A 22,934-nucleotide genomic window follows, 5' to 3' on the forward strand; every position below is an offset into this window, starting at 1 on the left:
CGAATTTAAGAATGCTTCGAAATATTGCTCAGTTAGCAACCGCAGTGGTTAAAGGTGATTGGAATCAAAAAAAGCTTTTGTGTATGAGCAAATCAATGTCCCTCTTTTGCGTTTGTCTGTTCTATTTAAGAAAAAGGTAACTCCAGAAGAACACCAATTTATTGTCGTCTTAAGAAAAGAAGAAGAGTTATTAGGTTTAGTTGTAGACGCGCTGCTCAGCACAGAAGAAATTATTACTCAACCGATTAATCCAATCATTCGAGGGAGTAAGTTGTTCTCTGGGGCGGCATTATTAGGATCAGGTGACACGATTTTCATTATGGATGTCGAAGAGCTTTTCCTATGTTTAAAGCAAAAACATACAGGATAAATCATGATGAAGATAGAGAAACGATTCAATGAATTAATGAGTTTCGCAGCAACAGAAGCGACCTTTGCCTTATCAAAATTATTAAGCCAACAGATGACGTTAACAAGTGCCAATGTCAGTGTCAAAGTCACTGAGGTACAAAGCATCATCAAAGAGAGTATGAAAGAGGAGATCGCCCATATTAATCCTAACTTGGGAGGAGCGATAATAATGACTACTCCTTTGCTTGGTACTTTAGAGGGCTTTGGTACCTATATCTTACCAAGAATTTCCGCTTTAAGAATCTGTGATGTTCTGTTACATCGGACACTTGGTTCAACAAGACAAATAGGGTGTCTCGAAGAATCAGCCCTCTTGGAGACGGGGAATATCGTTGTTGGTTGTTTTTTAAATGCATTAGGCTATGTATCAGTGCTTGATAATATTTTGCATGAAAAAATGACTCTGACGGTGAGCAACCATAATGAGCTTCCTAATTTTAATGAGATAAGTTCAAATGGTCTATCTAGAGTTCGTATTAACTTTTATATGAAACATATTGTTGAGAATGAACATCAGCGTATTGATATTAATGGAATATGTGATTTTTTCTTTGACAGTGCTCAAGTTACCGAACTATTAAATATACCGCACGATCCTGAAAAAAGTTGTTGAAATCGGAGTCGATTTTACTGCTTTTTTGATAGTTCTTTGTCAGACATTTCTTTGAAATAAATTGCTTTGTAAAACCCGTCTATTGCTTATTCACTACGAATTTACCAAGGAAAGAAAAAAATAAAAGCAGTTAATAATAAATTAAGATTAAAATGGTACTATATTGTTGTAGCGGTATTAAGTCTCCTAGGTTATAAATCACATTTCTATCGCTACATAACTTCTTCAAGAATTCTACTGCCGCCAATTCAATTCAACAAACCATTGCGACTTTATATCAGAAAACCATAACAGTAGGCAGTGCGGATTAGCGCAGGGTTACCCGGCCTCAGATTTAAGTTGCTATTAACTTTTGGTGCACGTCTGGGTTCCACTGTCTTTTCCGGATTGAGATATCCAGCTGCCTTGCAAAGACCCGTCTGGCTTTATTGCCAGAGATAATACACCTAAAATGGTATTATCGGTGACGCCCCAAAAAGAAGTCGTCAAAAAATTAGTGATATTCGAACTCATTAATCCCGTACCATACAGTACTGGATTACCGGTACTATCATCCCATTCCGAGTTATAAGTATCGCCAGTCTGCGATATAGTAAGGGTAAAGTTTTTATTAGCCAATAAAGAGCCATTCCATTGGCATTGATAACTCCCAACAAGAGATGGAGAGGTGCTGGCAGTCTTATTGTCTGCATAAACTGTTGGGATAATGAAATATAATATGGCTGTTAAAGAGATACCTGCCAATGCTGCTTTCATAACAAACTCCTTTTGTTAATTCACCCCAATACATCAGTCACTTTATGATGATTTTTTACAACTAAATGTAGCGGCTTGATTCTTATTATTTTGTACCCATTTACCCTCCAGAGTACCATCAGGTTTGATGAGGATGTATTGGGTAAAAGTAGTGGTGAGATCTTTAGACCACCAAAATATAAATGAGAATGCATTATTTATATCTTTATTTTGCAAACCAACCCCAACAATACTTGGTGTAGTGTCATGTATTCCTTTTTTGGACATTCTATAATTATTGTCACTGCTTTTTTTAATGGTAAGTACTTCTGTGCCATCTGTCGGGTTAGAAAAAGGATCACGAAAATTGCATAAATAGGTGCCTGCAATATCGGGAGTTGAAGTTTGAGTAGCAGGTGCATCTGCAAAGGCAGTAGGTAAAAATGAGAGACAACTTAATGTTCCAAGTATTATTTTGAAAGAAACCCTGTTCATAGAAATCATAAAAAACTCCTTTTAAATAATCTGTCCAACATCCCTGCATTTAGAAAATTGAGTCGTAAAATATTATAGATGATCTTGCATCAACTTGCTGAGTTATAATTACAGTCAACCCCTTCTTTTCTGTAACTTCGATTTAAAGCAGCTGAGTTAGTTCGCTGCAGCCATTAAGCCTATGGAGTCTCAACTGTTTCATCTAATCTCAAGACCTCTTGTTACTCATGATTTTTAACATAACCCCATCAATTATTGATCTTTTATTATGACAATTAATAATCACTTAATCATTATTTACTATAATTAAACAAAAAACATTAATACTTCAAAAGGTAAAGCGATGAAATACAAAATTGCAGGTGAAGTTAATGGACTTGGTTTTGATGTACTACTGCATACCATTTTGCAGGAATTAAAAAGTGAGAATAAAGAATTCAAAATTGATGTTTTTGACGAACATGATGTTCAAATAGCCACAGCAATCATCGACATCTCCGGTACAACGATTGAGCTTGACGAACTGTCTCTTACAGAACAATTTAAACAGGCTAACAAAGATACCCCTGATATAATTGTTCGACAAAAAGGTATAATTCTCAATGAGTTGCAACAATCACTATTACAACTTAATTTAGAAATTAAAAAGCAAGCCAAACTGGTAGCTGAGCAGCTTACTAGGTACAGCGAGCTTTTTATGTACTATCCCATTGAAGTATCGGAACCGCATCAATTTATCCATGAAAATAAAGAATATAAAAAAGTCTTTGATGCTTTTTTGCCTGTATTTTCTCAACGGAACACAATCGAATTTCAAGCGGTGCTAAGAGGTCTTTATGAAAAACTCCTTGAGCAAGACAAAGCACGGGCGTCAAGCCTAATCGATGAAAAGCAAAGAGAAGCAATTATTAGTCAATATGATGAGAGCATTGCTGGTGAACAAGAAAAAATCGTCGCTTTTCTTTCTAAACAGCAAAATTTACCTATGCTTGTTTTTTTGGCTAGTGAATTACCAAAATTTGCACCGGTTGCCGAAGCATGGGAGGGTCATAAGAACAACTCTGCGGCAGAGAGCGCCATAAAAACAAAAGTAAGTGATGAAGCATTTAATAAGAGAAAGCAAAAAGAATTAGATGAAATATCTAATGATAATGAGCGATTGCAAGCGTTCGCACGAAATACCTTAGGTTCCTATATTAAACAGTTCCCAGAACAATACAAAGAAGGCACTAGGCTTGAAATCCCTGACCAGTTTTTAAAACATACAGGAATGAGGCAAAGAATTATTAAACTATTATTCCAGACCGAACTGAATATAAATATTCTCGAGCCTATCAAACAGCCTACTTTACAGCAAGTTGTTGCATTAATTAATAATGAATCTCTTATAAATGATCCAGTATTGATGGATTTATATGCCCATGAAGAAATGGCTCAGTATTCTCGAATTAAACGTAATCAAGATTTCAAAGGTAATAACCTATCCTATCTAGTTTTAGATAAATTTCATTTGAATGAGAGTACATTTGAAAATGCTAATCTTGCCAATTCAACTTTAACTCATTGCCACTTTTTCAATACAAGTTTTAAGAATGCGGCCTTAATCAATGCTGACTTACGCGAATCTAAGTTCAATTTTGCCGATTTTTCTGGTGCAGACTTGAGCGGAGCAAATTTACAAGGAGCCGAATTATATAATGTCAAATGGGGACGTGCGGTACTTTCTGAGAAAACCGTTATTGATTGGAATGAATATGGTGCAGATATTATCTTAAGTCAGTTAAAAGCGATTGGCAAAGCAACCGATTTAAATACAGCGCAACAAAAAGCGAAAGCCAAAGAATGCATCAATTTAATTTTACCTAAGATTAATTCGAATAAATCCTTACTAAAATTGGTTGAGCTCATTGAGGGTAAACACAAAGATTTTGCTTACCTTAGAGAGGAGCAAGCGATGTGGCGTTTTAATCAATATGGAAATACTAAAACGTGGTCAACCATCATTGGTCAAATCAAGGGGCAGTTCGACCGTAATGTAGATGCAGAAAGCAAAAAGAAACCAGAGGATAGGGAAACGTATACAGGCGAAGAGTACAAAAGCTTTCTTAAGATTATGGATGAACATCGAGGTCGAGGATTTGGGACAGTTTCTCATTCTAAATTATATGAGCATTTTTCTGAACAAGAGCTAAACGATAAAGACTCAATAAGCATTTCTAAAAAATAGTTCTTGAAGTGTACTTATATATTTACAAAATTCAATTGAACACACTCAATCTTAACTTAGACCTATAATTAGTCATTATGAGCAAAAGAGATTGAATATGCCCTACACAACAAAGCTATTAAATGCAAAAAACGAAGAATTGGCGTTTCAAACGGTAGTAAAACCTTCACAACGAGGGAGAAAGCATCAGGTTTTAGAAGTTTATATTGGCGAAGGTAAAGATCGTAAACTCGTGGGGGCGATGGATTATAATGTGAGACCTCACTGCATTCATATTAATCGCATGGATAATTTTCAAAATGGATTTCCACCCACAGATACTGGCTTTATCAAACACATGGGCTATCTATTCCTTGAGCATGCATTTCGTGAGAGTTTTGCCAGAGGATTTCAGGGGAAATTGGAGTTAGAAGCCATTGAGAAATCTCCTATTGTCTATTTCAAATTTGGAATGAGAAAAGACAGTCGCATGGCCTGTGAAATGACTGATTTATTCAATGCTATCAATATGATAGAACATTTTAATGAATCAATTCCTCTGGATCAACGAAAGTCATTCCGCAGTGAACTTTTTGATAGATTGTGTTTTGGAAATCTCTTATTTGGCAAAGAGGATCTTGAAACCAAGAAAGCAATTGAAAATGCAATGGATAAAATGCTCGCAGGCGAAACGAAAGGGCCGATATTCGAAGCCAAAGAAGAATTACTTCAATTGATTGAGAAGCGAATGAAATTAATGAAGGAAACTTTGTGGGGTGTGCCTTATCAATTATTACTTGATAGTGCCGCGTTACACTTAGGGATTCCAAAAGATCAAAGTGATACCCTAACTTTTAAACAAGTGATCGAGTATGGTACTCAGGATCCTGATAATATAGAATTTTCTAATTGGTTAACAAACCCTGAAACCGCTAAATTATCTGCAGAAGAATTTGCTTCTCAATATTTATTGCAAATTAGAAAGCATAGGATGCAAAGCTCAATGCATCTTCCTGAAGCATGGAGGCAAAAAAAGATGGTTGAACTCCAGATTGACCCGCAAAAACCATTTCATGGAATCGAACATTATGAAGATAAACGTATTCCACTAATCGAAAAAATGATTGGAAAACTAAGCAAAGTACCTTCGTCAAGTCAATTAAATTATCTGTTAGATGCGCTTAAAAACAAACTGCTTTCAGGCAAAGATGAGGATTCTGAGTCTTTAATACGCGACATTGAATTAATAAAAACCAAAATAGAGCAGAAAAAAAAGATTGCCCCCCAAGTCGATAAAGAGGAAGAATCTGAGGCGAGCCCATTTTCTTTTTGGTCAAAGCCGACTGACGTTTATGATGAATTGATGGACTTGGTAGGGCAGCTTGAGCAGATTGCAAAAACCTCATCAAATTTGACGCCACACCAAGCAAAAAATTAATAAAAGAGGCTTGTTCTTCTCAAGGTGTGCAAATAGAGATATAATTGCACAACGATTAAATATATTCTGCAATAGATATTCGTCTATTATCTCGATTTTAAGAAGAAGTCATCATGCCAGCCACCAAATTTCAGTTACCGCTCGTAACTCTCATTGTTATCTCCCTATTAGGTTGTTGTATGGAAATCGATATTTCCTTACCCAGCTTTCCCAGCATTATGACTTTTTTCGGTAGTACAGAAGCTCAAGTCCAAAACACATTAAGCCTTAATTTTTTAGCATTCTGTCTCTCGGGTTTGTTGTACGGACCCTTATCTGTAACTTTGGGGCGACGTGGTTTGATGATTTTTGGAGCAACCTGTTTCTTAATTGGAGCAGTGGGGTGCGTGTTTTCCTTTTCTATATACCAACTCATGTTTTGGCGTTTTATTCAAGGTTTAGGTGCCAGTAGTACTTTAGTGATGGGCTTTGCGATGATCTCTGATCGGTATAGTGGCGAAGTGGCAGCCCGTTATATTGGTAAAATTAACGCATATGTTACCATTTTTATGGCAGCAGCCCCTATTTTAGGCAGTGCCATTATCAACTATTTTACTTGGCGAGCGAATTTTTTCTTCATCGCGATTATTGCCCTGATTTCATGGTTTTTTCTGATTTGGCAATTACCAGAAACCAAATCGGAAAAGCAACCTCTAGAGATTTCGAAAATATTTAAAGACTATTGGACCGTTTCCACTCATGGAAAGTTTTTAATCTATGCCAGCATGCCCAATATGTTAGTGACAGCGTATTTAACTTTTGTTGGTAGTGCGTCGTTTTATTATATAAATACGTGTCAATTATCTTATTTCCAATTTGCCGTCCAGCAAGGGGTCATTGTATTGCTGTTTTCGCTGACCAGTTTTTATGCTGAAAAAGTGATCTCAAGAATTGGTAGTCGCAAAGCAGTCCATTTGGGGATGGTGTGTTGTGCAATATCCATTGTGCTGTTTACTTATTTTGCGTTCCAATATCCCGATTCACCCCGTTTGATTACCTTTTCAATGTGTTGGATGGCGGTAGGTTGTGCATTTCCCATGAGCGTGACTTTTGCACAATCTTTAGAAATTTTACCTCATCACAAGGGGGCCTGCTCTTCATTCATTATGTCAACACGTTTGTTTATTTCATCCGGAGCCGTAGCTTTAACTGGCCTTTTCTTCGATGGTTCGATGCGTCCTGTTGCCCTTGTCATTGATGGGGCGATCATTCTAGGGATTGGTATGTATTTTATTATTGAGCGAATGATGCTCCCTAAGGAACGCGTATTGGAAGTAGCTTGAGATTAGTTGTATAGGCTGCACCATTTACATGTTGGGTCTTAGCCTATAGCCGCCAAGCTCAGGAAAAATGTACCAAAACCCTCACTCTCTCCCGCGATTTAACGTTTATTTTTAATAAATTCCTCCGGCGGGAGAGGAGATATTCTGAGCTATCTGATTTATTTCTTAGCTTGGCGGCCATAGGCAAGGCCCACCCTTAAAAGAGTGACCACTTGAATTTTTCATCCTGAGCTTGTTTGTTTTTATGAGATGATTGTGTTAAAAAATCATCTACCTAAGGACGCAATAAAATTGCGAATATCCTTTATTATCAAGAGATTTTCATGGACGAAAATAATAGTAAATCCCTAACTCTCCATGTTTGGATAGTTTGTGCGCTGGGTTTGTTCATTGATGGTTATGACTTATATATTGCTTCGGTAGCTGAGCCGTTTATTAATGCGCAATACCATCCTTCCTCCCTGATGATTGGTCTCACCCAGGCAGCAGCACCTCTTGGCGCCGTTTTCGGTGCAGTCATTGTGGGTCGATTGGCGGATATGTTGGGTAGGAAAAGCATGCTCATTATCAATCTTATTTTTTTTGTTTTCATTGCCATTTGTTCTGCTTTTGCCTGGAGTATCACCTCTTTGTGTGTATTGCGATTTTTACTGGGCTTTGGTGTTGGTGCTGATTATCCCATTTGTGCCGCCTACTTGGCTGAAATGATACCGGCTCGTAAAAGTGCCCAATTTATTGCAACGGCGATGTTTATTAATTGTCTTGCTTCCCCCATCGGCGTCATTGTTGCCTGGTTTTTATTTAAATTGCATCCCCAACTCGATGTTTGGCGGTGGATATTTGCTTCAGGAGCAATTCCTGCACTCATTGGGTTATTATTCAGAGCCAAGTTACCCGAAAGCTTTTTATGGAAAGTGCATCAAGGTTTAAAACACCAATCAAGGCGTTCAGTCGTTAAACATTATCAATTGGTTTTTTCTCCGCGCATGATAAGAATCACTGTTTGTCTCTGTTCTTGCTGGTTTTTATTAGATATCTCTTATTATGGAATAGGACTATTCACTCCTTACGTCTTACAAGCGTTTAATCTATCGCATGAGGCCAATTTTTTAAGTGCGCAAACCGAAGTACTGAAAAGTACTTTAGTGGTTAATGTCTTTGTGTCCTTAGGTGCTTTTGCAGTGATTTTTTTTGTTAATCAGGTATCGCTGATTAAACTTCAGATGATAGGATTTATATTTTCTTTTTTGGGATTATTAATCCTTAGCATGAGCTATTTGTTTCCAAGCCTTGGCCTTATTTTTACCGGGTTCATCCTCTTCAACTTTTTTATTAATTTTGGTCCAGGAATTACCACCTATCTTTTGCCCGCAAAGCTCTATAATCCCGAATTCAAAGCTACAGGACATGGATTAGCAGCGGGTACAGGCAAATTGGGTGCGTTTATTGGAACTGTATTCTTGCCAATGTTCCAAGCTCAGTTAGGGATCCATCTGACCTTAGCCATTCTTGCGAGTACTCTTTTGCTTGGCGGGTTGTTAACAAGATGGTTAGAACAAGAAGAGAATAAATTGGCTAAGCTACCGGATTCTATTTCCGAAAGTACCTTGGTATCAGCGTCTTGAAAGGAGAAGTTATGGATTATCAGTTGCGCGAACAACAACACTGTTTTTGGAAAGAACAAGGATTTGTCATCTTGCCCGATTTTCTCTTTTTGGATATGAAACAACATCTGCAAACGTGGTGTGATGAATTAACTTCTTGGCCTGAAACACCCGGAAAGTGGATGAAGTATTTTGAAAAGAATGCTCTGGGGGAGCGCCAGCTTTGTCGTGTTGAAAATTTTATTGATTACCATAAGGGGATGTATGAGGTTGCCAACAGCGCGCGTACTTTAAACTTGATTTCTACCTTAATGGGAGAAAAAGCTGCCATTTTCAAAGAAAAAATTAACTATAAATTTCCCGGTGGTGGCGGATTTAAACCGCATCAAGATGCCCCCGCATTTATTAGCTTTAATCAGCGATTTCACATCACCATGATGGTCGCTATAGATGACTGCACTTTAGAAAACGGTTGTTTGCAAGTGGTTCAAGGTGGTGCTAATCAGCCTACAATTCTTCCTCAAGAAGTGGATGGTTCAATAAAAAAAGAGCTGGCTGCACAGTTTCAATGGTCGCCAATTGAGTGTAAAACTGGAGACGTTATTTTATTTGACTCCTATTTGCCCCATTACTCTGAGGCGAATCGCAGTAATAAACCCCGCCGTGCGATTTTTATTACCTTTAGCAAGTTTTCTGAGGGTGGAATTATGCGCGAGGCATATTATCAGGACAAGAGAGAAAAGTTTCCTCCAGATTGTGAGCGCGATCCCAATAAAGATTATTCTGCTGGCGCTGCAATTTATAATGTTGCTAATCCTATTTCCGAAATGATGCTATGAACACTATGAATGATATTGACCAAAAAATTAATAGGGCTTTCCAGTATTTGAATTTTGCTCATGACATGGAATACATAGGAGAGCCTATTTCACAATTTGAACATGCGTTACAGTGTGCTTATTTTGCAGAACAAGCAGGACACAATCAGGAAGTGATTCTTGCTTGCTTATTTCATGATATCGGCCACTTTGCTGTGGATACCCAACAAAATAAGATGGCAGATTTAGGTGTAGTGCATCATGAATGGATAGGTGCAAATGTAGCTTATGAGCTCGGATTCTCTGCAAAAATTGCTTTGCTCATCGGCAATCATGTGAATGCCAAACGTTATCTGGCGGGAAAGAAAAAGGATTATTTTGCACGTTTATCTGAAGCAAGTAAGAAAACTCTTTTCTTTCAGGGCGGAGTCATGTCTGAAGAAGAGATGCTTCTTTTTGAAACCCATATCCATTTTAAAGACATCCTAAGAGTGCGCGTTAATGATGAAAAAGCCAAGGAAATAGGTATGGATGTTCCCGACCTTGCTTATTATCGTCCTTATTTATATCAACATTTTGAGAAAACAATGGAGTCAACTGCACATAGAAGGTTGATTGATTATGTTGATGAGGCATGGGTTGAGCAGCTTAAAGTGTTTCTTGAGAATGAATGCAATGAGAATGGATAGTTTCGCAGGTGCAAGGGGTTCCCGCCTGCGCGGGAATGGTAAATCGAGATTAAAATGCCCCGTTCTCATTATTGCAACAGAGGATTTATCACTTGGGTTGCAACAGGCGGCGCTGGAGTTAAGAAATAAATAATCAGTAATATCAGAAAAAGAACTGTCGCAACATAAAATACAATTTTTGCATGATATATTGATGAAGGATCCGTTCCTTTATATGTGATGTATCCTGAAATGATTGCAATAATTAAAAAAATAAAAGCTCCAGTCAACATTTTATCTTTCCTTCTTCAGAGTACTTTTCATTGATCCGCATGGATTAACAACATGGAGCCATAATTTTATTTACTTTAAAAATCACAACTCATTACAATGATTATAGCATCTCCAATTTCAGAATAAGTTTATTGGAGGTTTATAAGTCAAATGAAGGTGTATCTGTTTGAGGTGATATATTTTCTTTATTTACACCTTGCTCCTCTTGATGTTGAAAGAAGAAATTCTTGTTGTATTGATTAATTAAGTAAGCCCATTTATTTAATTTTTTTACGGCGACGCTATGGTTTTTCGCATTCCGTATCGCTTCGCCAAATTTCTCTGATGCAGCCCAATATTGCATTCGATTAGGTAAATCTTTAAAGCTTTTGAGCATGCATCCTGAAGCCATATTTTCTGCATTCTTAGGATATTGAGTAGAGTATTTATTGAGATAATAAGCATATTCACTTGCATTGATTTTGTTGGTTATTTTCTCCATATAAACTTGATATGTTTTTAATTGTTCTCCAGTTGGCGGTTCATTAAATTGAGAAAAAAATGAAATCAAATTATCAATAAATAAATGGATTGCTTCATCCGTTGCGCGCATGCCCTCATGTCCCTGAATCGCGCGCATTTGTTTAAAATCCATATCCAATATGTTTTGAAGGTTTTGAAAATGAGGCATGGTAAACTTCTAGTGATTAAAAATGTGAATTATTCTACCGAATTTTTTGTTGTTTTTCGCTTTATTTTTTGCATAGTGTATTTTTTTGAGATAGATTCTCACCTATCCTTCTCCCACGTGTGAGAGGGGATTACATTGTTTCAATCTAGGAAGTTTCCCTTTCCTCCCCAGTGGGGGGAAGGTGCAAGTCAGGACGGATGAGGCATTAATTCAATAATTGCTCTTTATGAAAAAATATCGCCCTATCGAAAAAAATGTTAAAATGCCTGCTGATCTTTTAAATCGGTTGCCCGTTGATCCAACAAGGGCCAAGAATAAAAATGCACATGCAAACAACTCATGAAAAAAGACAACTGTGGATTATTTTACTCATTGTCTTAATCAGTTTTATCGGTTCATCCATTGCTTATCCCATTCTTCCGCCTCTTTTTTTACAATCTACCGATCAGTTGATTATTTCTCCCGAATGGGGTGAAACTGGCAGACGTATTTTGCTGGGGCTTACCCTTGCAATTTTTCCTCTGGGGCAATTCATTGGTTCTCCTATTTTGGGTAGAAATTCGGATCTGTATGGGCGCAAAAAAATACTGATCTTCAGTCTGGCTGGAAGCATGCTCGGTTATGTATTGACCGTTATCTCGTTTGAGATAAACAGTTTCTGGCTTTTATTATTCAGCCGCTTTTTAACCGGATTCATGGAGGGGACTTTTGCTGTGGCCAGGGCATTCGCATCAGAACTGACGACCATTAACAAGTATGTAAGTTTTGGTAGGATCAACAGTATGGCCGGTATTGGTTACATCATTGGGCCGATAATTGGTGGCTTATTGTCCAATGCACGTATGATTCCTTGGTTTTCCTGGTCATTCCCTTTTGCTGTTGCCGCACTCGCATCAGTGATTACCCTAGGGCTTGCCTGGTGGAAATTGCCGGAGCATAAAACCCTGGGGACCCCTCAGAAAGAATCCATTTTGAAACAACTCAATATTATTCGCCAATTCAAGCTTTTATTTCAGCATCACCCCCATTTGAAACCTTTGCTCATCATCAGTACACTGTTTACCTTTGCAGTAGATATGTTTTATGAGTTTGGTCCGGTGTATTTGGCTGGAAAATGGCTTATGTCTCCCAGCATGATTGCAGTTTATAATGGTGCTTTATCAGCATCGCTTGCTCTAGGTGCATCCTGGCTTCCCCACCACCTTTCAAAACACCTGCCTATTCATAAAATAATTATTTTGGCGATGCTGACTACTACTTTGATTTTTGCTGCCATGATCACCTTTCAAAATCCCATAGCGATGTTTTTATTTTTTGCACTCATTGGGTTTAGCATCACCAGTGTAGTAACGACTCTGACGATTCATATCTCTAATAGCTCTCAAGCCACCATGCAAGGCGAAGTCATGGGGGCGCAATTAAGTTTGCGTACACTGGGTGATGCCATTATTTGCTTTGCAGGCGGTTTAATGATTGTTTTATCAATTATCTTGCCCATTGTACTCTGTTGCCTTACTGCATTGACCGCGAGTATTCTTTGTTTGTTTTTTTTAAAACCGAAGTCCTAAATAATCAGGATCATTGATTTTTTACAAACTAATTGAATATAGGACTTATTTCTGTCTCGGTACGGTTGCTTTCAGTAGGTAAACGACTCGATAAAAAACCATAATGAAGCATGCTTGATATCGGCCATTGCAATTGCTGATGCTCAATTATTTGACCATGGCACGAACTCAAAATGAGTTGCCCCTGATTGTTGAATATAGAAAAATTTCGTTCATCGGGTAAATTTTTTATCGCCTCCATTGATAAGGAGGTCATTCTAGGGTTTGTGATGAGCGCCGCATATAAAGAGTCCATACGACTTTCCAGTGGGCCCTGCATTAATTTAAAATATTTTTGCGCGCAAAGCGATAATGAGGCTGCGCTGCCTGCAAGGGTTTTTACCAAACCTTTTTCCCCAGTGGGCAGTTTTCCTTCTTTCATCAGAAAATGGCCTTCACTATCTGCCAAATAGAAACTATCCAGTTCTTTACGAATATCCAAAGAACCTAATTTATAGGCTCCATCTTTGCACCCTGTGGGGCCTAACGCATCGGTTACAAGAATAATTTTGTTTTTAACCGCATTGTCTATTAACGAAATAAATGAGTCGGATAAGTGTACCCCATCCGCAATGAGTTCCACACCACCAGGGCAACGATTAGGGTTTTCAAGTATCCATTGAACAACATGACTTTGGGCATCATTTACAGTAAGTTGGCGTGTTTCTCTACTGCACGATTCTTGACACGCATTCCCAAGATGCGTGAATCCGCACGCACCTGCTGCAACAGCACGGCCAATAGTCTCCTTATCTTCCGGATTGCAGTGGCCAATAAATACTTTTACAAAAATACCTTCTTGCTCAAGATCTTTGCTCTGTTGAATAAATTCTTCAGCTCCTGGCAAATCAGGGGCAATGGTTATTTTCCAGTGTTTAATATTGGGTGCAACGCGAATAATATCCCTAAATTGTTCCATACTAATATTCTCTTGAAGTGCCTCTTGTGCGTGAGCTCCCTTGCAACTCTTTGAAATAAAGGGGCCCTCTAGATGCACACCAACAATCTGAGTACAGCCAGGGGTAGGACTTTGTCCTTGTTGCGCTATAAAATTATTAATTTGTATCAATGATTTCTTTAAGGAGGGTATTGGCATAGAGACTAGGGTCGCTAATGCATAAGACAGACCAGTATTTCCCAGCGCTCGGACAATGCGCTCTAAGTTCTCAGAACTCATTTCTTCGCTTAAATCAGCGAAATCAACACCACCTTGGCCATGAACATGAGAATCGAGCATGCCTGGCATTAAGAAATAACAGCCCTTGGAATCAATAATTTTTTGTTCTTGCAGAGACGATAAATCATCACCAAGATTATAGATTTTCCTTAAGCCATCATCAGAAACGTACACATGTTTTAGATCTTTAATCCCAGCATCGTTATAAACATAAATATTTTTAATAAGCATATTCAAATCCTTTTAGGGAACAATACTGGAAATATTAATCTACTGACACTCAAGCTCTAATACCTGTTTAGAGCTGACTCTCAGGAAATGTCCTAGAGTTTCACTGATAAATTAGCTAAAATCGCAAGCCTATAAATCAATTTTTCTTTATTATTCAGTGGCATCCTGCACAAAGTTCATTGTAACAAAATATGCAAAAGAGATGAATGAGGAAGTGCATCCTGACCCTCTTTATTCTGAATTCTTGTTTATGTGGATATAACCTTTGATGGAGAAAATTTTATGTTTGAGCGCATTTTTGTTAGGGAAACACCTGAAGGTATGGCAAGTAGAGCCGCGCGAGCAATTCAAAAAAAAATCATGGAGAATAATGAGAAAAAAATACCCACTGTTTTGGGACTTGCAACAGGCAGTACCCCTGAACCCGTATATAAAGAATTAGTGCGTCTGCATAAAGAGGAAAATTTGGATTTTTCATTAGTCATTACGTTTAACTTAGATGAATATTTAGGCTTAGAACCAACTCATATACAATCTTATAATTACTACATGCATCATCATTTTTTTGATCACGTTAATATCAAAAAGGAAAATATTCATTTGTTGGATGGAACCGTACCACTTGAACAAATTGAACAGCATGCGAAAAAATATGAAGAATTGATGCAAGAGGTCGGTGGGATAGACATTCAAATTTTAGGATTGGGAGTGAATGGCCATATTGGTTTTAATGAACCCGGTTCTGCATTGGATTCTAGAACACGAGTGATTCAATTGGATGATAAAACTCGCGAAGCCAATAAACGTTTTTTCAATGCAAAAGATGAGGTACCGACTCATGCAATAACGATGGGAATTGGAACCATTTTGCAATACAGCAAAGAGTGTTATTTGTTAGCATCAGGTTCCACAAAAGCAGAGATAATTGCTGCTGTGAATGCCGCTTCCTCACCGAATCAAGATATTCCTGCAACGGCTTTATACGCACATAAAAACGTTACCATTATGCTTGATGAAAAAGCGGCGTCCAAGTTACCGTCATCGGTGAAACCAATAAAATCACCCTTATTATCTCGAAGTATCTATATTCCCAAGACTTCTGAGGAAACAGAATTACATCCTGTTTTAAATTCAGGTTGTAAGTTTCAGCCACAAAAGTTATTTCAATAATTCCTATTTATAGAGTAAACCTATTTGGGGGGCTAAATTACTGTCATTCCCCTATGCGAATGACAGTATAAACAATAGGCCTATTAAAAGTTCGGCAAATGATTCAGGAAAGGTGATGATATCTCAAGGCAAAAAACACATACGCTTAAAAAAGTATCTTCATGTATTGAGGATAAGGTGCTTTAAAATTCATACCTAATGTTCCAAACTGATCTAATATTTATATAAAGTAGTGATACTCGGAGAAAAGAATGCCTACTGCTGCCGAAAAAAATTTAGAGGAAGCAATTAAAAAGCGAGATAAACTGCAAAAAATCTATGAAAATCAAGTTGTTAAGAATTCTCATGAGCAAAAAATGATTCTAGATCTTTATGCTACTTTAAGCCCCTCTTCTAAACGTGAAAATATAGAGAAGTTTAGACAAGAAATGGAGCTTTCCAATACCGCTGCTCATGACACGTATTTGGCTAAATTGGAGTTAAATGAAGCTAAAATGAATGTAGCCGAGGCAGAATATAAAAAAGCGGCAGAAGACTTGGATATTCAAAGAGATCAGCTGGCGAAAGAAGGCAAGCTTACTGATGAAAAATCGAATGAATTGAATCAAAAGCGTGAAGAGGCTCATCAAAAATATAAGGACACAAAAGAACTCCTCGAGGCAGACAGTCAAAAAGCCTATGATTCATATGCACAGATTCATAAAGATAATACGGAAAAATATACTGCTCTTATCAATCCCGAACCCGAAATGACTTTATCCGCACCGGGCAAAACGCAGACAGTACCAACAGTAACTACCCCATTACCGTCTACTCCCAAGAAGGATGTGACAGTGGCAAGTCCGTTAAGTGAGGCGATTTTTAAGAAATTTCAGGATATCTTTAAAGACGATCCATGGTACAAAAATAATCCATCGAAACAAGGTGAAGATGGCAAACTTAATTTATCCTTTAAATCCGAATCGGATATGAACTCATTTTTTCAGAAAATGGCTGCAGAGCAGAAGGATTCTAGCTTTCTTATCGTTGATTCAAAAACCAACCAAGTGATGGGATATGGAGATAAAGGAAAACTTTATCATGCCAACGGAGAGGAATTTAAGTCTGGAGACAAAATGAAACCTGGAGGTACAGCCCTTGATTCGTTTAAAATACCGGAGCCGAAAGAACCCACACAAAGCCAGACATTATCCTAGTCAACAAAAGATAAAAGTAGTTTTTTAATTCATTTTATTGCTAATGAGCATGTTTATTTAAGGAAGTGAATAAATATCATGGATGAAGAAGTAACAACAACCTCATGGTCTTCTCGATTAAAAGATTCTTTGGGTGATATTCTTATTGGAATTGTATTGATTATCGGCGCAATTGTTCTGGTGTTTTGGAATGAGCGACACGCTCTACACACGGCACAGTCCTTGGCACAAGCAGAACATATTCTAATTTCCATACCTAATGCTCCGATCAATCAGCAAAATAATCTTAAAGTAGTGTATTTGAGCGGTTTAGCAACAACCAAAGAGAATTTGGTCGATGCTTTGTTAGGGATAACCATCAATGCTATTTGCCTTAATCGTAAAGTTGAAATGTATCAATGGCAGGAAAAAACAGAAACAAAAACGGAATCACTTTTAGGTGGCTCTGAAAAAAAAACAAAAACCTATACCTATGATCAAACCTGGTCGGAAAGCTTAATTGACAGCTCTCATTTTGAAAACCCCACAGGACATCAAAACCCAGCGTCCATGGCGGTTCAGTCGCAAGTACAGTATGCGAAAAAGGTAACTGTAGGTGATTTTTTACTCCCTGATGATTTGATGAAACAGATTCAGGTCAGTCGACCGGTTAATTTATCCCAGGTCAATAAAGAAAGGCTAAAGGACCAATTAAATAAGCCAGTTGAGCTAAGCAACGACAATGAATTATATGTGGGACAAGACTCCCAGCATCCCCAGTTGGGTGATCTACGAATTACGCTAGCCGTTGTTGAGCCCCAAACAGTCAGTATTATTGCGCAACAAACTGGAAATACTCTTCAAGCATATCGTGCACCCGCAGGGCAAACAGTCATGTTATTATCCACAGGCCAACATTCATCAGAGGAAATGATTCATCAGGCTCAAGCAGAAAACACGTCACTTGCCTGGGGGTTGCGTTTCGTTTCCTTGTTTATATTGATCTGGGGATTTTCTAAGATTCTGACCCCATTGGTCATTTTAGCCGATGTATTGCCCTTTTTAGGCTCCATTGTCAGATCCAGTAGTGGATTTGCGGCCTTTCTATTAGGGACGAGCGTGTGGCTCATGATGACGGCAATCGCTTGGTTTGCTACACGACCGCTTATGTCGGTTAGTTTGATTGTGATTGCAGTCGTTGGTGGCTATATCATGATCCAATTAAAAACAAAAAGGTCTTCAGTTCCTTTGACAAAAACGCCCCATAATTAGCTTATTTATCAGTTGATGAAGCGAATGAACTAGGAAAATCGTTACCTCGAGACATTGTGTCATCATGCTTTGTGTCCTTATCCACGGTAACGTGAGCTTTTCGATGAAATAACGGAACACTATCCACCGCAGTCAAAGGCAACAGGAGTATCGTCAATAAAACAGTCAATGCGCGTTTCATCTCGTTTACCCCCCCCTAACAACATGTGTTTAATTTTATCACGTTGAGGTTAAGTGGCGCTTAAGTGTTGCATGATGAAAAAAAAGTATTTTTTTGTTTTTCCTTAAGCGTTTAAAAGAGGAGGGGAGGAAGAAATGCTAAGCCAAAGTCCAACCTTAAGGTAGCAATAGCTTTTTTTGAACACCATTTGGCGTCCATTCTTTCCATTGCGTATCCATTGTCATCCCTGCGAAGGCAGGGATTCATTCATGAAGGTGGCTGAGTGCACCAAAGAATAATGCATTTGTGTTTAGCGCACCAACGCCCCCCAAAAGCGCTCGATTCCTTAAGGCCCAGCCAAAGAGCGTGTGCTTTTTCAGTTAGACTTCAACAAGCTCGGTCTGTTTATCAGATTCTACATTCATTGAGTTCTTAGCCGTTTTCTGAATTAAATAAACCAATAGTGCGCCCAAAAGAGCACAGGTTGGTATCAGCAGTAGGGCATGATGGTAGGATTGAAGGCTGTATTGTCTTAATCCATTTGCGCCAACGCCACCCTCCCAGTAAGAGTCCATAATTTTACCGATTAAAGTGTGGAAAAATGACCCACCGAACATATTGATACAATTTAGAAAAGCGATGGTTATTCCTAAATGTGTCTTGGACACAAGGGTAGAGCCTGCTGCAAAGACAATTACTTGATAACAGCACATTAGTCCAACCGTAAAGAAAAGCGCACTCAGTATCCACCAATTGCTTAAATTCTCAGTAAGAAGTATCAAAAAAGCCAGGGCTAAACCGAAGCCACACATTCTTATTACAGTGTAATTCCCTAATTTTTTGCTAAGCACAGCAAGTATTGGTCCGCCAAATAACATACCCACGAAAATAAAAGAGACGAGTAGGGCCGCATCCGATTTTGTAAAACCATAGGCGGTAATTAAATAGGGGACTCCCCACACATCAGCAAAACCTTCCAGCGCACCAACCATTAACAAATTAACCAAGGCAAGAACCCATAATCTTTTTAAAGTGAATAAAACAGATAAATGGGACCGGCTTATGTTGCTCGATTTTATTGTTTTAAGATTTTTTGGAGTACGCAAGATTAAGAACGTTGAAAATCCTACACCTATGGAGCATAGAGCTAAGATTAATCCAATATGCTGGCCACCGTAGGTTGAGATCAATTGATTTAATGGCTTTCCACCATAGATCGCTCCTAAAAGTCCCACACTAAAAGAAAAACCGATCATGTGCGAATATTGATTGCTACTAAACCATTCAGAAACCACTTTGGATACCCCTAAAAAACCAACAGCCGAAGCAGCTCCAATTAAAAATCTGCTGAATAAAGCTAAGTGAAAATTATTGGTAGAGGTAAAGAGTAGGGCGCCTAGGCCGCAAAGGAGGGCAAAGATAAAAACTATGATTCTGGCACCAAATTTATCTAACAACAGCGCCATAGGGATTTGCATTCCCGCATATCCATAATAATAAAATGCTGCCAAGAAACCGAAACTGGATGCATCGATTGAAAATTGAGCCATTATTTCTTGCATCATTAATCCCGGCCATAAACGCAATATAAATTGAAGAGCAAAAAAAGAAAGTGGGAAAAGCCACATAACAAAAGGCAATAAATTGTTTGTTAAGCTAAAAGAATTGGTTTGAGTCACAGTACCCTCCAGTTTTCAAAATCAGTTATTTCTTAAATCCCGATATTTCCTCCCTAGAGAGGTTAGGGACAATAAATAGCTGACCGCTCTAGGGTAAAGAGGGCAAAATAATAATAATAATAGTTTCGAAAGAGATTGCTGAGGGTAACGAATCAGGGCATAGCAGCGCTTTTGCAGTGAAAACTGCAGGGAGCGTATTGTGGTTACTATGGCGATGATTCATATTGAGTAAGATTGGTTAAATTTTATCTATTATTTGCTTAACATATCAAATTAGACTTGATGCTGTCAATTTAATTTTTTGCGGCTGTACTGTTCCCACCTCATGAAACGAGGCAATCTCTTTATTTCCTTGTTTCCGTCATTCCCCGTTGCCCTGGGAATGACGGAAATGGAGGACAAGGTATCTTGAGGGAGGATGAGTATATTGATTAGGGCTAAATGAACCCTAACCCCAGCTCTTCTTCCGCTGGCGACAGCGGGGAGTTTTTTTAATGACAGCCAAGGTTAACCCACATTCCAAATTAAGTACTAAAATTAGCATATGGAGATAAAAAACTGACTGATATGGATATAAATTACAAACTCGCAAGGACTTCAATTGTCTTTAAAGATTACGTGAATAAGTATGCTTATATAGGATTATGCATTTCGGTGAGTAGCATAATTATTGCATCACTTGTTGTGTCATACCAAATAACAGGATTTATCAATCTAAATGGTTTTGTTCGTGCTCAAACAACAAATCCTGCCATTTGGGTTCTTGATCTGAGCCCATTTCTTTTCGCTTATTGGGGGCAGTCGTTTTGCTATGGATTGGCCAATACGGCAGAAACACTGGTTGCAGATAAAACTCAGGAACTTCTTTATAAAAGTGGCGATCTGGAAGCAAAACTAAAATATGAAAGTGAGCATGATTTTTTTACTCAGCTCCCTAATTCCCTACTTTTTCACGAGCAAATTAAGCAAGCCATTCATAAGATTGAAACCCCGAATGAGTTGGCAGTTATTTTATTAAAATTGAATGATTTTAAATCGATTCACAACAATTTTGGTAATTTTAATGCCAATAGTGTCTTAATCCAGTTCGTAAAAAAATTAAAAGATATGTTGCTTTCTCCTTTTATGCTCCAGGCTACCATGGGTATTAATAGTGTGGCGCGAATGGAGGGTGATGAGTTTGCATTATTATTACCCCGATTGAATAAAGAGGTTAATTGGAACAAACTGCTGAATGCCATTATAGAAGCAACTACGCTCGATATTATAGTGGATAATATTCATATAAACATCTCCACCACGGCAGGTGCTGCCGTTTATCCCCATGATGGCAATAATGAAGTCACATTAGTGAATCATGCTCGGACAGCAGTTTTTCATGCAAGAAAAAGGACAAACCTTTCGCTCTTTATCATCCCGATATGGAAGAGGATTTCACTACCAACCGAATGGTGATGAATGGCTTAAAAAAATCAATAGAAAATCAAGAAATGAAGATCTATTTTCAACCCATAGTGGAACTGGCAACAGGTAAAATTATAGGTGCTGAGGCTATGGTCAGCTTTGTACATGAAAAATATGGATTAATTAGTTTGGAAAAATTTAGCTCCCTAATTGAGGGCTCTAGTTTAAACCAACAATTAACCTCGTTTATGTTAACCCATGTCACCAAACAATTGGCACTTTGGCATAATGCTGGACATAAAATTTTTGCATCAGTTAATTTATCCGTTCAAGACGCGATTGATAAAAAATTACCTGTTTTTATAAAGCAGTTGCTTCATGAAAATAAAATTTCATCCGAGTATTTAATCCTCGAATTTAATGAACGTGCTTGTTTGGCAGATCAAGAAAAATCTATACATGTATTAAACCAAATAAGTCACTTAGGCGTTAAAATAGCGATACATGATTTCTGCAGTGGTTATGCTTCCTTTGTTTATCTGGTCAATTTTCCTATCTATGAAATAAAAATTGAGAAATCTCTTATTTTGAACATGGTGAAAGATAAGAAGAAGGCTAAAATTGTCGAAGCGATTATTAATCTGGCTAAAACCTTTGAGTTAGAGGTTTTGGCCGATGGGGTAGAAAATCGGGAAATTAGAGAGCAACTCAAGCAATATGGCTGTAAGTATGGGCAAGGACTTTATTTTTCTCGTCAAATGAGTCCTTATGAATTTATGGCCTTGTTAAATTCAGGTGTTACAAAATAAACTAAATTGTAGAGCCCGTGGGCTCAATATTTCTTAATTAGTAAGGCCAGGTGTTTCTTCTGTGCCTTCTTGATCTTGTTTTTTAGTTGGAGCCGAAGTGGTTTCAGCGCTTGCAGGACTAAAACTGCCAAATTTTCCCAGGGCATCAGATAAAACATGGGGATCTTGAACCGTAACACTGGATTGTGCCAGTTCAGATGTTTTTGGTTTTGGAACGGATACATCCATTTCACGCTCTTGTTTCGGGTAGGTTTTAGAGAGTTCTTGTTCTTTTGGAGTCCCACTTTTAGTTTGAATCACTGCGCCGGTAAATCCTATTCTATCTGCGAAATCTATTGCACCCTCTACATATTCTTTATTGGCTGACTCTAAAATTAACTGCACCTCTTTTCCAGCAAAAAAGCGATTAATTGTGCCATCAAATAAATAAGGTGCCAAATCTTCTTTGCGCTTGGTACAGAGGTTTAAATCACCTCTATAGGTCACTCTATTATAATCTAGACCCTGATCGGTAATGCCTTTCAATAAATCAAGCAGTTTCTGTTTTACAATCACATCATCGTATGATGCAGGAAGATCTCCCTCTAAACTTTGCAAATCTGTTGATTTTAAACCTTCCTGTGTAGCGACAATTAAAATTGCGTTTTTTCGGAAGCAAAAATACCCCCTTAAAATTCCCTTTTCTGCTGGTTAGTCAAAAGTTCTATTAGTCACCTATTATTAGTTGATTAGATTGTCTTTTTTAAAAATCGACAAAGGGACTTCTTGGCGAATGACAATAACCAATCAGCAGGTAAAATTACTCATGAAAAAACTAAAAAAACATAACCAGGAAGTATCTGCCGCAAAATCAGGAATGTCAGCTAATACAGCAAGGAAATATATTAAGAGTGGTCAACTGCCGTCAGAGATGAGCAAGCCACATACTTGGAAAACCCGAGTTGATGCGTTTCTCTGATGTTTGGGATGAGCTTGC

General features: G+C 38.0%; 21 protein-coding genes and 1 pseudogene. 14 read left to right on the forward strand and 8 right to left on the reverse strand.

The genetic code is table 11. The annotated features are described in order from the left end of the window. Nucleotides 1-58: 58 nt before the first annotated feature. Nucleotides 59-370: a chemotaxis protein CheW gene (locus EL022_RS06935; protein WP_028381091.1), complete on the forward strand. Its 312-nt coding sequence runs from the start codon at nt 59-61 to the stop codon at nt 368-370. 3 nt (nt 371-373) lie between these two features. Further along, nucleotides 374-1,024 (forward strand): hypothetical protein, encoded by a 651-nt coding sequence (locus tag EL022_RS06940; protein WP_028381090.1) that lies wholly within the window; start codon nt 374-376, stop codon nt 1,022-1,024. Between the two features lie 345 nt (nt 1,025-1,369). On the opposite strand, the gene EL022_RS06945 is transcribed toward EL022_RS06940, so the two are convergent. Both EL022_RS06945 and EL022_RS06950 read right to left on the reverse strand, forming a co-directional pair. Continuing rightward, nucleotides 1,370-1,780, reverse strand: a complete 411-nt coding sequence (locus EL022_RS06945) for a hypothetical protein (RefSeq protein ID WP_028381089.1) — start codon at nt 1,778-1,780, stop codon at nt 1,370-1,372. 42 nt (nt 1,781-1,822) lie between these two features. Beyond that, the gene (locus tag EL022_RS06950) at nt 1,823-2,263 is read right to left on the reverse strand and encodes a hypothetical protein (protein ID WP_241972263.1); all 441 of its coding nucleotides are present in this window, start codon (nt 2,261-2,263) and stop codon (nt 1,823-1,825) included. A gap of 334 nt (nt 2,264-2,597) precedes the next feature. Between EL022_RS06950 and EL022_RS06955 the strand changes: the two genes are divergently transcribed. The 6 genes from EL022_RS06955 to EL022_RS06980 all read left to right on the forward strand — a co-directional run bounded on the left by EL022_RS06955 (nt 2,598) and on the right by EL022_RS06980 (nt 10,331). Further along, nucleotides 2,598-4,481, forward strand: coding sequence for a pentapeptide repeat-containing protein (locus tag EL022_RS06955; protein WP_028381087.1), 1,884 nt, complete (start codon nt 2,598-2,600; stop codon nt 4,479-4,481). A 97-nt stretch (nt 4,482-4,578) separates the two neighbouring features. Next, entirely contained in the window at nt 4,579-5,898 is a 1,320-nt protein-coding gene (locus EL022_RS06960; protein ID WP_028381086.1) for a hypothetical protein, read from the forward strand. Nucleotides 5,899-6,011: 113 nt separating this feature from the next. Then, nucleotides 6,012-7,220: a multidrug effflux MFS transporter gene (locus tag EL022_RS06965; RefSeq protein WP_081776878.1), complete on the forward strand. Its 1,209-nt coding sequence runs from the start codon at nt 6,012-6,014 to the stop codon at nt 7,218-7,220. A 323-nt stretch (nt 7,221-7,543) separates the two neighbouring features. Further along, on the forward strand, nt 7,544-8,845 hold the full coding sequence (locus EL022_RS06970) for an MFS transporter (protein ID WP_028381084.1): 1,302 nt from the start codon (nt 7,544-7,546) through the stop codon (nt 8,843-8,845). Between the two features lie 11 nt (nt 8,846-8,856). Continuing rightward, complete coding sequence (locus EL022_RS06975) at nt 8,857-9,663, forward strand: phytanoyl-CoA dioxygenase family protein (RefSeq protein WP_028381083.1); 807 nt, start codon at nt 8,857-8,859, stop codon at nt 9,661-9,663. Nucleotides 9,664-9,668: 5 nt separating this feature from the next. Beyond that, nucleotides 9,669-10,331: an HD domain-containing protein gene (locus tag EL022_RS06980; RefSeq protein ID WP_035900889.1), complete on the forward strand. Its 663-nt coding sequence runs from the start codon at nt 9,669-9,671 to the stop codon at nt 10,329-10,331. A gap of 68 nt (nt 10,332-10,399) precedes the next feature. Here the strand turns inward: EL022_RS06980 and EL022_RS06985 are convergent, their stop codons facing one another. After that, nucleotides 10,400-10,603, reverse strand: coding sequence for a DUF1328 family protein (locus tag EL022_RS06985; RefSeq protein WP_028381081.1), 204 nt, complete (start codon nt 10,601-10,603; stop codon nt 10,400-10,402). A gap of 140 nt (nt 10,604-10,743) precedes the next feature. Next, on the reverse strand, nt 10,744-11,274 hold the full coding sequence (locus EL022_RS06990) for a hypothetical protein (protein ID WP_028381080.1): 531 nt from the start codon (nt 11,272-11,274) through the stop codon (nt 10,744-10,746). A gap of 320 nt (nt 11,275-11,594) precedes the next feature. Between EL022_RS06990 and EL022_RS06995 the strand changes: the two genes are divergently transcribed. Next, nucleotides 11,595-12,842: an MFS transporter gene (locus EL022_RS06995; RefSeq protein ID WP_028381079.1), complete on the forward strand. Its 1,248-nt coding sequence runs from the start codon at nt 11,595-11,597 to the stop codon at nt 12,840-12,842. Between the two features lie 28 nt (nt 12,843-12,870). On the opposite strand, the gene EL022_RS07000 is transcribed toward EL022_RS06995, so the two are convergent. Continuing rightward, on the reverse strand, nt 12,871-14,289 hold the full coding sequence (locus tag EL022_RS07000; protein ID WP_028381078.1) for an N-acetylglucosamine-6-phosphate deacetylase: 1,419 nt from the start codon (nt 14,287-14,289) through the stop codon (nt 12,871-12,873). A 282-nt stretch (nt 14,290-14,571) separates the two neighbouring features. Here EL022_RS07000 and nagB point away from each other — a divergent pair, with 282 nt between their 5' ends. From nagB to EL022_RS07015, 3 genes are all read left to right on the forward strand, one after another. Further along, on the forward strand, nt 14,572-15,459 hold the full coding sequence (gene nagB / locus EL022_RS07005; RefSeq protein ID WP_028381077.1) for a glucosamine-6-phosphate deaminase: 888 nt from the start codon (nt 14,572-14,574) through the stop codon (nt 15,457-15,459). Nucleotides 15,460-15,710: 251 nt separating this feature from the next. Beyond that, on the forward strand, nt 15,711-16,655 hold the full coding sequence (locus EL022_RS07010; RefSeq protein WP_028381076.1) for a hypothetical protein: 945 nt from the start codon (nt 15,711-15,713) through the stop codon (nt 16,653-16,655). A 78-nt stretch (nt 16,656-16,733) separates the two neighbouring features. Further along, nucleotides 16,734-17,906, forward strand: a complete 1,173-nt coding sequence (locus EL022_RS07015; protein WP_051544450.1) for a TMEM43 family protein — start codon at nt 16,734-16,736, stop codon at nt 17,904-17,906. Nucleotide 17,907: 1 nt separating this feature from the next. Here the strand turns inward: EL022_RS07015 and EL022_RS07020 are convergent, their stop codons facing one another. After that, nucleotides 17,908-18,087, reverse strand: a complete 180-nt coding sequence (locus tag EL022_RS07020; RefSeq protein WP_126325138.1) for a hypothetical protein — start codon at nt 18,085-18,087, stop codon at nt 17,908-17,910. A 359-nt stretch (nt 18,088-18,446) separates the two neighbouring features. Beyond that, nucleotides 18,447-19,694: an MFS transporter gene (locus tag EL022_RS07025; RefSeq protein ID WP_051544465.1), complete on the reverse strand. Its 1,248-nt coding sequence runs from the start codon at nt 19,692-19,694 to the stop codon at nt 18,447-18,449. Between the two features lie 618 nt (nt 19,695-20,312). Between EL022_RS07025 and EL022_RS16685 the strand changes: the two are divergent. Beyond that, nucleotides 20,313-21,958 (forward strand): annotated as a pseudogene (locus EL022_RS16685) (putative bifunctional diguanylate cyclase/phosphodiesterase). Nucleotides 21,959-21,991: 33 nt separating this feature from the next. Here the strand turns inward: EL022_RS16685 and EL022_RS07035 are convergent. Next, entirely contained in the window at nt 21,992-22,555 is a 564-nt protein-coding gene (locus EL022_RS07035) for a hypothetical protein (RefSeq protein WP_051544449.1), read from the reverse strand. 175 nt (nt 22,556-22,730) lie between these two features. Between EL022_RS07035 and EL022_RS07040 the strand changes: the two genes are divergently transcribed. Further along, nucleotides 22,731-22,916, forward strand: a complete 186-nt coding sequence (locus tag EL022_RS07040) for a hypothetical protein (protein ID WP_126325140.1) — start codon at nt 22,731-22,733, stop codon at nt 22,914-22,916. The last annotated feature ends 18 nt before the right edge of the window (nt 22,917-22,934 follow it).

Origin of the sequence: Legionella cherrii (assembly GCF_900635815.1) — a bacterium.
Classification (GTDB): domain Bacteria; phylum Pseudomonadota; class Gammaproteobacteria; order Legionellales; family Legionellaceae; genus Legionella; species Legionella cherrii.